The 13849-nt window shown below is 68.4% G+C and carries 11 protein-coding genes and 1 pseudogene; 8 read left to right on the plus strand and 4 right to left on the minus strand.

Annotated elements, in window-relative coordinates; genetic code table 11:
* Together ABE472_RS15495 and ABE472_RS15500 are read left to right on the plus strand one after the other, a co-directional pair.
* Nucleotides 1–145: pseudogene (locus ABE472_RS15495) on the plus strand (transaldolase); the annotation flags it as partial.
* Between the two features lie 128 nt (nucleotides 146–273).
* Nucleotides 274–636: a glycine zipper 2TM domain-containing protein gene (locus ABE472_RS15500; protein WP_102789149.1), complete on the plus strand. Its 363-nt coding sequence runs from the start codon at nucleotides 274–276 to the stop codon at nucleotides 634–636.
* Nucleotides 637–736: 100 nt separating this feature from the next.
* Here the strand turns inward: ABE472_RS15500 and fabR are convergent, their stop codons facing one another.
* Nucleotides 737–1399: an HTH-type transcriptional repressor FabR gene (fabR, locus tag ABE472_RS15505; protein WP_026069985.1), complete on the minus strand. Its 663-nt coding sequence runs from the start codon at nucleotides 1397–1399 to the stop codon at nucleotides 737–739.
* Between the two features lie 93 nt (nucleotides 1400–1492).
* Between fabR and ABE472_RS15510 the strand changes: the two genes are divergently transcribed.
* Nucleotides 1493–2566, plus strand: a complete 1074-nt coding sequence (locus ABE472_RS15510) for a ferredoxin reductase (RefSeq protein ID WP_346466567.1) — start codon at nucleotides 1493–1495, stop codon at nucleotides 2564–2566.
* Between the two features lie 2 nt (nucleotides 2567–2568).
* Nucleotides 2569–3702, plus strand: coding sequence for an acyl-CoA desaturase (locus ABE472_RS15515; RefSeq protein ID WP_313213059.1), 1134 nt, complete (start codon nucleotides 2569–2571; stop codon nucleotides 3700–3702).
* 6 nt (nucleotides 3703–3708) lie between these two features.
* Here ABE472_RS15515 and ABE472_RS15520 read toward each other — a convergent pair whose 3' ends face one another.
* The 3 genes from ABE472_RS15520 to ABE472_RS15530 form a co-directional block, all read right to left on the minus strand.
* Nucleotides 3709–5883: a TonB-dependent receptor gene (locus tag ABE472_RS15520; protein WP_346466568.1), complete on the minus strand. Its 2175-nt coding sequence runs from the start codon at nucleotides 5881–5883 to the stop codon at nucleotides 3709–3711.
* Between the two features lie 113 nt (nucleotides 5884–5996).
* Entirely contained in the window at nucleotides 5997–7496 is a 1500-nt protein-coding gene (locus ABE472_RS15525; RefSeq protein ID WP_346466569.1) for a M23/M56 family metallopeptidase, read from the minus strand.
* On the minus strand, nucleotides 7493–7879 hold the full coding sequence (locus ABE472_RS15530; protein ID WP_313213037.1) for a BlaI/MecI/CopY family transcriptional regulator: 387 nt from the start codon (nucleotides 7877–7879) through the stop codon (nucleotides 7493–7495). Before ABE472_RS15530 ends, ABE472_RS15525 begins: the two co-directional genes overlap by 4 nt.
* Nucleotides 7880–8098: 219 nt before the next feature.
* Here ABE472_RS15530 and ABE472_RS15535 point away from each other — a divergent pair, with 219 nt between their 5' ends.
* The 4 genes from ABE472_RS15535 (at nucleotide 8099) to ABE472_RS15550 (ending at nucleotide 13841) form a co-directional block, all read left to right on the plus strand.
* Nucleotides 8099–10072, plus strand: coding sequence for an oleate hydratase (locus ABE472_RS15535; protein WP_346466570.1), 1974 nt, complete (start codon nucleotides 8099–8101; stop codon nucleotides 10070–10072).
* 113 nt (nucleotides 10073–10185) lie between these two features.
* Nucleotides 10186–10788, plus strand: coding sequence for an ECF-type sigma factor (locus ABE472_RS15540; protein ID WP_313213033.1), 603 nt, complete (start codon nucleotides 10186–10188; stop codon nucleotides 10786–10788).
* Nucleotides 10785–13478, plus strand: a complete 2694-nt coding sequence (locus ABE472_RS15545; protein WP_346466571.1) for a tetratricopeptide repeat protein — start codon at nucleotides 10785–10787, stop codon at nucleotides 13476–13478. Before ABE472_RS15540 ends, ABE472_RS15545 begins: the two co-directional genes overlap by 4 nt.
* Before the next feature lie 69 nt (nucleotides 13479–13547).
* A complete protein-coding gene (locus tag ABE472_RS15550) occupies nucleotides 13548–13841 on the plus strand; it encodes a hypothetical protein (RefSeq protein ID WP_346464387.1) in 294 nt (97 codons plus the stop codon).
* The last annotated feature ends 8 nt before the right edge of the window (nucleotides 13842–13849 follow it).

A 13849-nucleotide genomic window follows, 5' to 3' on the forward strand; every position in this document is an offset into this window, starting at 1 on the left:
GGTGCAGGTGACGCCGATCGATGCGGCGCGCTTTGCGGCGGATCTGGCGGCCGACCCGATGGCGACGGAGAAGCTGGCCAGCGGCATCGATGCGTTCGCCAAGGATCTGGACGCGTTGCGGCAGACGATCCGCGAGCGGCTGTAAGCGCGCATGGCTGGATGGCTGCGGCCTGAACGCCGCCGCTGGCGTTGACGTGGCGTGGACGCAACTTCACCCGGGCTTGCCGCCGGCAGGCAGACACTCGGGCCATGTTCCATAAACAGGGATCGACCATGAAGACGAGCTTCCGCGTGTTGTGCCTGGGCAGTCTGCTCGCCGTATCGGCCGTTGCCGGCGCCCAGACCTATGGCCCCAAGGACGAGGGACGCCGCTTCAACGACGGCAGCAAGGTGGTGTGCCACAACGTCGAGGTCCAGCGTAATTCCAAGGATCCCAACCGCATCACCGGCACCGCGACCGGCGCGGTCGTGGGTGGTCTGCTGGGCAACCAGGTGGGTGGCGGCAACGGCAAGAAGCTGGCGACGGTTGCCGGTGCCGTGGCCGGTGGTGCCGCAGGCCGCCAGATCCAGGGCAACCAGCAGTCCAAGAATGGTGATCGCGTGGTTGAGCGTCGCTGCGAACGTCAGTACCGCTGATCAAGCGCCGCCCACTGCCCTGCAGTTCCGGCGTGCAACAGGATCAAAAATGACGGCCCGGTGGGTCGTCATTTTTTTTGTGCGCGGCCCGCAGGCCGGATCAGCGCAGCGGCGGACTGCCTGCCAACGTGCGTGCCCCGGTGATGATCATCCGCAGCATCTGGGTCAGCTGCTCGATCAGTTCCGGATCCTTCTCCGGCGGCAGGTCAACCGCCGTCGCACCCATCGCAAACACCAGCCGGGTAATCGCCTTGGAGGCCAGGGCCGGTTCATGCAGCCGCGCGCCGTCGGCGGCCGCCAGGCGGATCAGGTCGACCCGCAGTTCGTCTTCGAAGTAATTCAGTTCGCGATCCACCGCATGCTTGAACGCATCCGAGCCGGCCGTGCCTTCGCGCAGCAGGACATGGAGCAGGCGGTCATCGGCGCGCAGCTGCTCCATGAAGGTCTCCACCGACAGCCGGATCACGCTGCGGTCGGAGGAGGCGGCGCGCTGGCGCGCCTCGCCGATGATCGTGCGCAGCGAGCGCCCGGCCAGGTCGATCAGGGCCACGGTCAGCTCGTCCATGTCGCGGAACTGCCGGTAGAACGAGTTCGGGGCGATCCCGGCTTCACGCGCGACCTCGCGCAGGCTCAACGTGGAGACGCTGCGGTGCGGGCCGATCAGGGCCAATGCCGCGGCCAGCAGATCCTCGCGGGAGATGGAGGCTTTGCGCGCGGGATGGGCGTCGTCGGAGGCGGGCAGGGGCAGGTCTGGGGAGGTCATCAGGGGCAGCGGGGTCAAGTCCCTGAATCATAGCCCGTCCCGGCAATATACAACTGTATACACAGTCGTATGCTCGGCCGTATAGTGCGAAGCATGAGCACCGTCCCGCGCATTGCCGCCCGCCGTCACGCCGCCAGCCCCCGCCGCTGGGTCCCCGAAGCGCTGTTCGACTTCTGGGGCACCCGTCTGCACCCGCTGTGGACGCTGCGCCGCCCCTTGGCCCGGCTGCTGTCGCGCACCGCCGAGAGCGCGGATGCGGTCACCCTGGTGCTGAAGCCCAACCGCCATTTCCGTGGTCTGCTGCCGGGCCAGCACGTCACCCTCGGCGTCGAAGTCGATGGCCGCCGCCTGTCGCGCAGTTACAGCCCGACCGTGCTGGCCGACGGTCGCTTGGCGATCACCGTCAAGGCCATCGCCGGCGGTGCCGTCAGCCAGCATCTGGCCCATGCCGCGGCGATCGGTGAGGTCTTTGAGCTGGGCCAGGCGTTCGGTGAAATGACCTTGCCCAAGGCCTCTGGCGCGCGGCTGTTGCTGCTGGCCGCTGGCAGCGGCATCACCCCGATGCGCGCGCTGCTGCGTCAGCTCGATGGTGCCGGCATGCCGGGCCAGGTGGACCTGGTGTACTGGGCACGCCGGCGTGAGGAAGTCTGTTTCGCCGAAGAGCTGGCCGCGCTGGCGGCGCGCCATCCCTCGTTCACGCTGCACATCGCGCTGACCCGCGACCCGGCGGCACCGGCGTCGCGTGTGGATGCATTCGCCTTCGCGGCGCTGGGCGATCTGAGCACCGCCCGCACTCTGGTGTGCGGCCCGGGTGGCTTCGTCGATGCAGCGCAGGCGCGGCTGCAGGGCCAGGTCGCGTCGCTGCAGTCCGAGGCGTTCACACCGCCAGTGCTGCCGGATGCCGAAGCGGGCACGGTGCAGGTCGAACTGCGCCGCAGCGGCCGCACGCTTGCCCTGCCACGCGGCACGTCGCTGCTGCAGGCGCTGGAAGCCGAAGGGCTGCGCCCGGCCAGCGGCTGCCGCATGGGCATCTGCAATACCTGTGTCTGCGGGAAGGTATCCGGCGTCACCCGCCACACCCTGACCGGCGAGCACGCGGCCGAACCGGCCACGCAAGTAAAGCTGTGCGTGAACAGCGCCAGCACCGACCTGATCCTGGAGCTGTGACCATGTCTTCCGTGCACAACCGCGCGCTGTCCCCGGCCGAACTGCAGGCCTTCGGCGCTGAACTCGATGCACTGCGCGCGCGCCAGCTGGCCACGCTCGGTGCGCGCGATGCGCGTTACATCCGCCGCGTCGTGGCCGCCGTCCGCTGGACCGGCGTGGCCGGCCGCGCGTTGCTGTTCCTCGGTGCCTTCGTGCACAGCGTGCTGATCCCGGCGTGGATTGCCGGCGTGGTGATGCTGGCGCTGTCCAAGATCCTGGAAAACATGGAGCTGGCGCACAACGTCATCCATGGCCAGTACGACTGGATGGGGGATCCGCAGCTGCAGGGCAGCACCTACGAGTGGGATATCGTCGGCACCGCCGACGCCTGGCGCAAGACCCACAACTTCCGCCACCACACCTACACCAATGTGCGCGGGTTGGACGACGATATCGGTTACGGGCTGCTGCGCATTTTCCCCGAGCAGCGCTGGCGCCCGTTCTACCTGATGCAGCCGGTGGTCGCGGTGGTGTTCGCGCTGCTGTTCGAATGGGGCATCGCGATCCAGGACCTGCGCCTGGGCCGCGTGTTTGCCGGCAAAATGACGCTCAAGCAGCTGGGCAGGCAGTTCCGCCCGGTCGGCCGCAAGATGGGCAAGCAGATGTTCAAGGACTACCTGCTGTTCCCGGCGCTGGCCGGCCCCTTCTTCCTGCCGGTGCTGCTGGGCAACGTGGTCGCCAACCTCATCCGCAACGTGTGGACCTACGTGATCATCTTCTGCGGCCACTTCACCGCCGAGGCCGAAACCTTCCCGAAGGAATGCGTGCGTGATGAGACCCGTGGCCACTGGTACCTGCGCCAGCTGCGCGGCTCATCCAACCTGACCGGCGGCAAGCTGATGAACGTCATGTCGGGCAACCTCAGCCACCAGATCGAGCATCACTTCTACCCCGACATCCCGGCCAACCGCTACGCGGCGATCGCGGTCGAAGTGAAGGACATCTGCGCGCGCTACGGCCAGCACTACAACACCGGTTCGCTGCCGCGGCAGTTCGGCCAGGTGATGTGGCGGATCGTGCGCCATGCCTTCCCGAGCAAGCCGGGCCGCGCGCGTGCGCTGCCGGCGGTAGGTGAGGCCAGCCGCCAGCCGGGCTGAGCCGGGCTAGAGCGGCAGTTCCAGCTGCAGGCGCAGCAGCGGGGATGCCCTGCGCTGGCGCCGCAGCTGCTCGGTACCGTCTTCGCTGACCCGCTCCTGCCCCGTGTGCAGCGCCCGGTGCAGCGCGTTGTTGAGGCTCAGCCGCAGCTTGCTGCCTGCGCGCAGCGACCACAGCGAGTACAGGTCCAACTCGCGCCCGTACGCACTGATCTCGAACTGGCCGGGGCTGACCTGCACCGTGCCGCCGGTGCGGTAGGTGTAACTGCCGCCGACCGTCCAGCCGGTGCGGATCTCGTAATCCGCGCCCAAGGTGCCGCTGAAGCGCACCTGCTCATCAAGCCGGTTGTCCGGACCGGGCACATCATCCACGCGCGAATCGTTGGCGGTCGCATTGAAACGCACCGCCACGGCCGGCGCGCCTGCGATCAGCTGCGGCAGACGGAATGCCGTATCCATCTCCAGCCCCCAGGTCATCGCAGTGCCGCCGTTGACCGGCGTGGCCACCCAGCGACCGTCCTGCAGATGTGTTTCGGTGCGGATCACCTCACTGATCCGGCGCGCATAACCGCCGATGCTGAGCTGCGCGCCGTCCTTGCCGTAGGTTTCGTAGGACAGGTCCACGCCGGTCGCCAGTTCGGGCCGCAGCGCCGGGTTGCCGCGTTCGTCGGGGTTGAGCGGGCGGTTGTTGGTGGAGGTGTACGGGCGCGGGATCAGCGAAGCCAGCGTAGGCGAGCGATAGGTCCGGGTCAGCGCGACGCGCAGCTGGTCGCCCCGGGTGCCGGGCATTTTCCAGAGTGACTGCAACACCGGTGAGAGCACCTGGTCACGGCGCTGAATGCCGCTGAAGCTGCTGCCGTCACTGCGGGTATCGATCTGTTCCCAGCGTGCGCCGGCATAGAGGGACCAGCGCTCGCTCAGCGAGATGTCATCCTGCACGTACAGCGCCAGGCGACGGATGCGCGCGTCGAAAGCCAGGTCGCTGATCGCCACCACGCCGCCCTCGTGAACAGGCAACAGCTGCTGCACGCGTGTTTCATCGCGGCGATCCTCGCTGCCCTCCCAGCCGAGCTGCAGCGCATGCCGCCCGCGGGCGGGCAGCGTGTACTTGCCACTGCTGTTCAGATCGCCCACGGTCAACCGCGCGTCGGTGTGGTCCTCCAGGTTCTGTCGCCCATCCGCTGCCTGGCCCTGTTCGCGATAGGTGTAGCGCTCGCGGTTGCCGCCCAGGCGCAGCTTGGTGGTGAACGTGCCGCCCCGTTCGAACGCCCGCGTCCACGTCATGCTGCCATTGGCCTGCGCCACGTCGATGCGCGTGCGTTGTTGATAGCGGGTAGTCTGTAGTGGGGCGCCGAGCGTGGTGGCCCAGTCGATGTCGGTGATGCGGTTGAACCGGCTCGCATCGGCGAAGCCCTGCAGCGCGAAGATATCGCCGTTCTCCAGCGTCGCTTCGAGGCTGGGGGCCAGTGAGAGCACATCGCGGTTTCCGCTGGCGCGCAGGGAGGTGTCACGCAGGGTGGTCGGTGTTCCCTGCCGATTCCATGCACGCTCGGTACCGGTTTCCTCGACCAGGAACTCGCGGCGCGATGCGGTCGCCGTGATCGCGCTGCTGCGGTGGTCGTCGCGCCGGTTGCGCTGCCAGCTGACCGAGGGCGTGTTCCGGCCGTTGCTGTTGCCCCAGGCCACCGACAGCTGCCCGCTGTCCTTTCGCGCGCCTGCGGCCAGCACGATGTTGATCGAGCCGGCGATCGCTTCGGCGCGCTGGTCGGCGGTGGGTGCGCGGATGATCTCCACGCGCTCGACCATCTCCGGCGTGAGCGAGTCCAGGTCGAACCCGGCGGGCGCTTTCTGGCCGTTGAGCAGGATCTGGGTATAGCCCGCACCCAACCCCCGCAATGACAGCGTGCCGCTGCGGCCGGGCGCACCCGTGCCGACGGTAATGCCGGGCAGGCGTTTGAGCGCGTCCACCAGACCGATGTCGCCGTACTGGCGCAGCGCTTCAGCGTCGACCACGATCCGGGTGGCGGTGTCCTCGCGGCGTGCGTCGTACACGGTGCCCTGCACCTGCACGGTCTCCAGTTCGGTGGGCGGCGGCGCCTGCTTTGCGGGCAGTGACTGTCCAGCGCTGGAGAACGCGGCACACAGCGGGGTCAGGGCAAGTACGATGCGGAACGTCGGTGACATGGGGCGGTCCGTGCAGGAGGGCAGGGGGCATTTCGCGGGGCAACACGCGCCCCTCCTGTGGCCAGGAAAACGAAATGCAGCAGTGGGGTGGGGATGTGGAGCGGGTTAGCCGGTCATGGCAGGTGCGCCTGCGGATCGACGCGCTCACCGTTGCGGAGCATCTCCAGATGCAGGTGCGGTCCGGTCACGCGCCCGGTGCTGCCGACCCGTGCGATCTGCTCGCCGGCGTGGACCTGCTGGCCGACCACCACATCGGCGCCCTGCAGGTGCGCGTACAACGTCTGCCAGCCCTGACCGTGGTCGATGACCACCACCGTGCCGTACTGCGGACCGTCGGGGTAGGCGGTGGTTGCCGCCACGATGCGGCCGTCTGCCGGCGCGAGGACCGGCGTGCCCGGGCGCGCGCCGAAATCGGTGCCGCGATGCGGTCGCTGGCGGATGCTGCCGGTATCGCCGAAATGTCCGGTGATCCTCGGTGCGGCCAGCGGTGCCTGGAACTGCACCTCGATGGGGGCCTCGCTCAACGGCGGCAGCGGCAGTGCCGCCTCCGTCGCCGAGAGCTCGTTTGGGGTGCCAGTGACGGCGGGGCCCGGCACGGGGCGCGCGGCACTGGCCTGCATGACCAGCAACAGGGCGCCGATCAGCAGTGCGCTGCCCAGCAGCAGCGCGCGTCGCGATCCCGACAGCGGCCGCGCGGCATCGCCATGCAGCATGTGCCGGATGCGGATTTCATGCCCGGCCAGATCGCGGTGGGTCAGGGCGGTGGTGGGTGCGTGAGCCGCTGCGGAAAGGCGCAGCGTGCGCACATACGCCGTGGCGAAGTCACGCCCGCCCTGTGCATCCCCCGCGAGGGCCTGCGCATCACATCGCAGCTCGGCCGCCAGCTGCACGCGCGCGGTGAGGCGGCGCAGGAACGGGTTGAACCACAGCAGGGCGTTGAGTATCGCCATCAGGCCGGCGCGCTGCGGATCGCGGCGCGTCAGGTGCGCCGCCTCATGGCCCAGGATCAGGTTCAGTGCACGATCCTCCAGCTGCTCCACGGCCGAGAGGGGCAGCACGATCAGCGGGCGCGGCCAGCGCACCGCGAACGGACTCACCGGCAGCGCGCTGACCCGGCAGACGATGCCGGCCGAGCGCAGCCGCTGCGCCGACGCACGGCTGCGCGGGCCCGGCCAGTCCTCCGCTGCGATCGGCAGGGTCGCCCGGCACAGCCGGCCGGTCGCCCGCGTGCCAACCAGCACGCGCAGCAATGCGATACCCAGGCCGGTGACATAGAGCGCGGCCAGCCACGTGGTAGTGGCCACCCCCGCCCAAGGGGAACTCACCAGGCCCCCTTCCGCCGCACCGGCAGCCCCGAGGTCCAGCGCGACCGGCAGCGGCATCATCAGTGCCGGTGGCAACGAGATGAGCGGTGCGGGGGCCCACAGCGCCATACCCACCGACAGCAGGACCGGCATCACCGCCAGCAACCACACCCCCATCCAATAGCCATACGCGGCGTGGGAGAGACCCAGACGCCGGTGGACACGTTGCCCGGCAGACCACGCTACCCAGCCGCCCGCCAAGGCGCCAACGGCATGCACGCCCCAGAAGCCCAGCGTCAGCCCACTCATGCCGGATCGTCCTTGGCGGGGGCACGCAGCAGCGCATCGAGCTGCTGCAGTTCCTGTTCGCTGAGCAGGCGGCTGTCGGCGAAGGCCTGCGCCGGCAATGCGCCATCGATCTCGAGCACCCGGCGCGCGAAGTCCGTGCTGAGTGCGGCCAGTGTGGCCACCTTGCCGACCTTGGCGCGGTACATGTTCAGCCCGTGCTCGACGGTTTCTTCCACCAGCCCTTTGTCGACCATGCGTTCGAGCGTCTTGCGGGTGGACGAGTAGGACCAGTCCAGCGCCGCGGCGGCGCCGTTGTGGACTTCGCGCGCACTGCAGGCGCCCTGGCGCCACAGCGCTTTGAGCAGTTCCAGTTCGGCATTGGAAGGGGTAGGCAGCGCAGACATGGCAATCCCGGTGTGGCGAGGTGTCGCAAGTGTGCGACACGTGTCGCATGGAATGCAACAGGGGTGTCATTGATGCGGATCAATGCCGTCACAGGTGGCGTGCGTACCATCCAGATGTGCAGCGCGGTGCCGGGAGGGGGCCGTGCGGTAAGGAAACCGTGCTGCCAGGCACCGGGCGACCGGTGCCTCCTGTAGGTCCATCGAAAAAGGAGTGGTGATATGGCTGTCGAGCAACAGGGCGTGCACCGGGCACCGGTGATCGATAAAGAACCCGATGCCACGGGGGCCTACTGGTCCAACCGGCCCGAGAACACACTGCCGCCGCCGGACATGATGGGTGCCTACATGCGCAATCGCCCGGTCGCACCGGCCGGCGTGGCGAACCGCAAGGCGTGGATCATCGGCACCGGTATTGCCGGCCTGGCCGCGGCGTTCTATCTGATCCGCGATGGCGGCATGCCGGCGGCGAACATCACCCTGATCGACAGCCTGGACATCGAAGGCGGTTCGCTCGATGGGGCCGGCGACCCCGAGCAGGGCTACCTGGTTCGCGGCGGCCGCGAGATGAACTGGAACTACGACAATTTCTGGGACATGTTCCAGGACGTGCCGGCACTGGAACTGCCCGCCGGCTACAGCGTGCTGGACGAGTACCGGGCGGTGAACGACAACGACCCGAACTACTCCAAGGCCCGGCTGATGCATCAGCAGGGGAAGATCCAGGACTTCGCCACGTTCGGGCTGAGCAAGCCGCAGCAGTGGGAACTGGTCAAGCTGCTGCTCAAGCGCAAGGAAGACCTCGACGATGTGACCATCGAGGACTACTTCAGCGAAGGCTTCCTGCAGAGTAATTTCTGGTTCTTCTGGCGCTCGATGTTCGCCTTCGAGAACTGGCAGAGCCTGCTGGAAATGAAGCTGTACATGCACCGTTTCCTGGATGCCATCGACGGCTTGAACGACATGTCCGCGCTGGTGTTCCCGAAATACAACCAGTACGAGAGTTTCGTCAAACCGCTGGTGAAGATGCTGCGCGACCAGGGGGTGCAGGTCACCTTCGGTACCCGCGTGTACGATCTGGACATGCGCGTGACAGGCGATACCCGCACCGTCACCGGGCTGCGCTGCCGTGTGGCGGGCAACGATACGCTGCTGCCGGTGGCCGAGGGCGACCTGGTGTTCGCGCTGACCGGCTCGATGACCGAGGGCACCGTCTATGGCGACATGGACACGGTGCCGGTGCTGCAGCGTCCGCGCGAAACACCGGGGCAGGACAGTGACTGGGCACTGTGGCGCAACCTCGCTGCACAGTCGCCGATCTTCGGCAAACCGGAGAAATTCCACGGTGACATCAACCGCTCGATGTGGGAGTCGGCCACGCTGACCTGCCGCCCCTCGCCACTGGTGGACAAGATCAGGGAACTCTCGGTCAACGACCCGTACTCGGGCAGGACCGTGACCGGCGGCGTGATCACCTTCACCGACTCCACCTGGGTGCTGAGCTTCACCGTCAACCGCCAGCCGCACTTCGTCGACCAGCCAAAGGATGTGCTGGTGGTGTGGGTGTATGCGCTGCTGATGGACCAGAACGGCAACCACGTGGCCAAGCCGATGCCAGCCTGTACCGGCCGCGAGATCCTGGCCGAGCTGAGCTACCACCTGGGCATCGTCGATCAGCTTGATGAGATCGTCGCCAACACCAAGGTGCGCACCGCGCTGATGCCCTACATCACGGCGCAGTTCATGCCACGCGCGGCCGGCGACCGCCCGCACGTCGTGCCCGGGGGCTGCACCAACCTGGGCCTGTTGGGGCAGTTCGTGGAGACCCACAACGATGTGGTGTTCACCATGGAAAGTTCGGTGCGCACCGCCCGCGTGGCGGTGTATACGCTGCTGGACCTGCCCAAGCAGGTGCCGGACCTGAGCCCGACCCAGTACGACATCCGCAACCTGATCAAGGCGGCGCGTGCGCTCAACAACAACGCACCCTTCCCGGGCGAGCGACTGCTGCGGCGGGTGCTCGACAAGACCTACTTCGCGCACATCCTGCCGCCGCTGCCGGACACCGAACACAGCCGTACCGGCTTCATGGAAGAGGAGGTGTCCTGGCTGGTCGGCAAGGGCGGCAGCGCGTTGAAGGATCTCTCCACGCGGCTGGAAACGCTACGCGAGAATCTGGCCAAGCGCGGGAAGTAGCCCGGTTGCGGTGCCGCGGTGATGGAGATCGCCGCGGCACCGCCGCCCCATGGGGATGGGGATCGGCGATACTGCAGGCTGATCGCCTGCTGTGATGCACGGACCCGCCCCACATGTCTTTTGACGCGACACCTCCAGCGGCCGAGCGCCAGGATGTCACCCGTTTGCTGCGCCGTTGGAGCGAGCAGCAGGACATCGCCGCCCGCGATCAACTGCTGGCGCTTCTGTATGCGCAGCTGCGTAGCATGGCCGTGGCGCGGCTGGGCACCCCCCAGGATGGCGTGCTGCAGCCGACCGTGCTCGTGCACGAGGCCCTGATGCGGATGATCGGTGGGGAGATCGGCTACCGCGATCGCGTGCATTTCCTTTCATTGGCGGCGCTGAAGATGCGCAGCGTGCTGGTGGACCACGCACGCGCGATGGCGGCTTCCAAGCGGGGCGGAGGTGCGATCAACCTGACCCTGTCGTATGCCGACCTGGAAGCCAGCCCTGATCACGATGCCTTCGAAGTGCTGGCCCTGAACCGCGCGCTGGAGGAACTGGCCGCCCTGGATGAGCGCGCCGCACGCACGGTGGAATGGATGTACTTCGGTGGCATGAGCCGCGAAGAGATTGCCCTGGCGCTGGATGTGTCGGTGCCCACGGTCGATCGCGATCTGCGGTTTGCCAAGGCGTGGTTGAACCGGCATCTGGCTGGGCCGGCCACGCGCGCATGACCGGCCCAGACCGCTGGCAGACGGTGCGCGGGCTGTTCGACGCGGTCTGCGATCTGCCCGAGGCGCGCTGGCGCCCGGCGCTGGGTGAGCTGTGCGATGACCCGGCCGCGATCGACGAAACGCTGCAGCTGCTGCGCGCGCAGACCGCCGACCTGGGCCGGGTCGAGCACGCGCTCGCCGCCGTGATGGCCGCGATGGATGATCCGGCCACGCTGGTCGGGCAGCGGCTTGGCCCGTGGCGCCTGAGCCGGTTGCTGGCCGTCGGCGGGATGGGGGTGGTGTTCCTGGCCGAGCGCGCCGATGCGTTGTACCGGCGCGAAGTGGCGATCAAGCTGATCCGCCGCGCCTACGACCCGGTACTGGCCACGCGGCTGGCCAGTGAAAGCCAGATCCTGGCCGACCTGCAGCACCCGCATATCGCCCGGCTGTATGACGTGGGCGTGGCCGAGGGCGGTCAGCCCTACCTGGTGATGGAATACGTACAGGGTGAACCGCTGGACGACGCCTGTCGCACCCTGGCGCTGGATCTGGCCGCACGCCTGCGCCTGTTCGTGCAGATCTGCGGCGCGGTCCAGGCCGCACATTCCCAATCCGTGGTGCACTGCGACCTCAAGCCCGGCAACGTACTGGTCCGCCCCGACGGCCAGCCGGTCCTGCTGGATTTCGGCATCGCGCATCTGCTCGGTGACGCCAACGATGCCGCGGCCTTCCTCACCCCGGCCTATGCCAGCCCCGAGCGCCTGGCAGGGCGCCCGGCCAGTGTGGTGGGCGATGTCTACAGTCTGGGCGTGATGCTGGAGGCGCTGCTGCAGGCCACGCCGCCGCCGGCGCGCGGCGTGCCCGCCGACCTGCTGGCGGTCGCGGCCAAGGCCGCTGCCGCGGATCCGGCCGAACGTTATGCCTCTGCCGACGCACTGGCCGAGGATATTGAACGGTATCTGGCACATCGCCCGGTGCGCGCGCGTCGGCCCAGCCGCTGGCATCGTGCGCGCCTGCTGCTGCGGCGGCAATGGCGCGCCAGTGTGATCGTCGCGCTGGTGGCGGTGATCGTGCTGGCCTTCGTGCTGCGCTTGAGCGAGGCGCGTCGGCAGGCCGAGCAGAATGCGGTGGCTGCCGCCGGCATCGCCGATGTACTGGTGGCCGCCTTCGATGCAGCCGATCCGGGGCTGCGCCACGGCACGCCGATGACCGCGCGTGAGGTGCTCGATCTGGGCGCACGCCGGCTTGAGCAGGACCGCACCGTGTCGCCCGCGGTGCGCGCGCGGATGCAGGCTGCATTGGGGCGCGCCTACCAGAACCTGGGTCAACCGCAGGATGCGCAGGCCCTGCTGCGGGACAGCGTGGAGGGGCTGGTGCACACGCGCGCCGCGCCGCATGAGATCGCCGACGCCCGCGCCAGTCTGGCGGTGCAGCTGCTCAGCGCCGGGCGTGAGAAGGAGGCGCTGGGCAGTGCAGAGGACGCGTTGGGCCTGCTTGAGCAGGACGATGCCCCGGCGGTGCGGGTGAAGGCCTTGAACGCCCGGGGCCTGGCCCAGGCGCAGCTGGAGCAGCCGGCGGCGGCGGAACACTCCTTCCGCTCCGCGCTGGCGTTGAGCCGGCGGGGAAACGGTGCACCGCTTCAGCGCGGCGGCCTGGCGGCGATGGCCAACCTCGGCGATCTGTACCGGAGCCAGGGCGAGCTGGACAAGGCCGAAGCGATCCTGCGCGAGGGTCTGGCAGAGGCATCGCGGGAGCATGGTGTCCAGGGGGCCGAGTACCAGCGGGTCCTGCGCGCGCTGTCCTCGACGCTGCTCAACCAGGGCCGTATCGATGAAGCGCTGGCGCTGGCCGAGCGCAGCTTCGCGCTGACCCGGCAGATGTTCGGCGCAGGCAGCAGCTACACCGCCTCGGCCGAAGCCGCGCTGGCCGGACAGTATCTCGATCTTGGCCGCTACCAGGCGGCCGATCAGCACTTCCGCAACAGCCTGCAGACCAGCGCCGCGGTGGATGGCGTGGACAGCCGCGCCTACGCGGTCAAACAGTATGCCCATGGCCTGATGGAGGAAGCCCGCGGCGACTATGTGCAGGCCGAGCAGAACTACCGCGCTGCGCTGGCGCGCTATCGGGCGCTGCTCGGGCCTGAGCATGCCGACACACTCGACGTGGACATGGTGCTGGCCCGGTTGCTGCTGCGTACCGGCCGCACGGCCGAGGCGCAGGCACCGCTGCAGCAGGTGGCCGCCCTGTGGCGGCGCGAACTCCCGCCCGAGTCGCCGCAGCTGCTGGTGTTGCGCCTGGTCGAGATTGAATGGCTGATCCGGGACGGACAGCATGCCGAGGCCGCCCGGGCCCTGGCCGCGTTCGGCCAGGCCCACCCGAGCCTGCCCCCGTGGCTGGGGCTGCGCCTGCAGATGCAGCAGGCACTGCTTGCCCAGCGCCGTGGCGATCCCGCGGCAGTGCCGCTGTCGGCCCAGCTGGTGGAGACATTCGCTGGTTTCTACGGGGCGGATTCCACGGCCACCGCCAAGTGGCGTATCCCGCTGGCGGAGGCATTGTTCGCCAACGGCGATGGCGCTGGCGCCCGCGCCCAGATCGCCCGGGCCCGGCCGCACCTGCAGGAACTGGCGCCGACGTCGGAATTTCTGAGTCGCATCAAGGGGTTGGAGCAGCGCATGGCGGATCACGACGCGGGTCTGTCCCGGGGGCGATAGTTTTGTGATGGTTTTCTCGGTTTATCGATCAGGAGGCCGATTCCGGGCCTCGTTGATCGAAGGAACGCCATGTCAAACCCTCTCCATCCAGATGCCACCCGCGCTGCAGCGCATCCGCCAGCCGCCTCCGCCGAGGCCATGGACCCACCTGAGGCGATGGAAGCACGTGAGGCCGAACTGGACACCACGCAGGCCCGCGGCCCGTTCCGTGCCTTCCGGAAGGCCTACCGCAAAGCGCGTGACTGGCATTGCTCCCGCGGGCGCGCCGCGGTGGTCGCGCTGCGCTTTGCCCTGACTGGCGACAGCGGCCGCTTCCGCAGTCACGGCGGCTGGATGGTCTCGCGCATCTACAAGCCACGGTGAGCTGCGGC

It is taken from the genome of Stenotrophomonas sp. TWI809 (genome assembly GCF_039673205.1).
In the GTDB taxonomy this organism is placed as follows: domain Bacteria; phylum Pseudomonadota; class Gammaproteobacteria; order Xanthomonadales; family Xanthomonadaceae; genus Stenotrophomonas.

Coding starts and splice junctions, on each gene's coding strand:
- ABE472_RS15500 (WP_102789149.1), top strand. CDS start 274: ATGAAGACGAGCTTCCGCGTGTTGTGCCTGGGCAGTCTGCTCGCCGTA.
- fabR (WP_026069985.1), bottom strand. CDS start 1,399: ATGACCTCCCCAGACCTGCCCCTGCCCGCCTCCGACGACGCCCATCCC.
- ABE472_RS15510 (WP_346466567.1), top strand. CDS start 1,493: ATGAGCACCGTCCCGCGCATTGCCGCCCGCCGTCACGCCGCCAGCCCC.
- ABE472_RS15515 (WP_313213059.1), top strand. CDS start 2,569: ATGTCTTCCGTGCACAACCGCGCGCTGTCCCCGGCCGAACTGCAGGCC.
- ABE472_RS15520 (WP_346466568.1), bottom strand. CDS start 5,883: ATGTCACCGACGTTCCGCATCGTACTTGCCCTGACCCCGCTGTGTGCC.
- ABE472_RS15525 (WP_346466569.1), bottom strand. CDS start 7,496: ATGAGTGGGCTGACGCTGGGCTTCTGGGGCGTGCATGCCGTTGGCGCC.
- ABE472_RS15530 (WP_313213037.1), bottom strand. CDS start 7,879: ATGTCTGCGCTGCCTACCCCTTCCAATGCCGAACTGGAACTGCTCAAA.
- ABE472_RS15535 (WP_346466570.1), top strand. CDS start 8,099: ATGGCTGTCGAGCAACAGGGCGTGCACCGGGCACCGGTGATCGATAAA.
- ABE472_RS15540 (WP_313213033.1), top strand. CDS start 10,186: ATGTCTTTTGACGCGACACCTCCAGCGGCCGAGCGCCAGGATGTCACC.
- ABE472_RS15545 (WP_346466571.1), top strand. CDS start 10,785: ATGACCGGCCCAGACCGCTGGCAGACGGTGCGCGGGCTGTTCGACGCG.
- ABE472_RS15550 (WP_346464387.1), top strand. CDS start 13,548: ATGTCAAACCCTCTCCATCCAGATGCCACCCGCGCTGCAGCGCATCCG.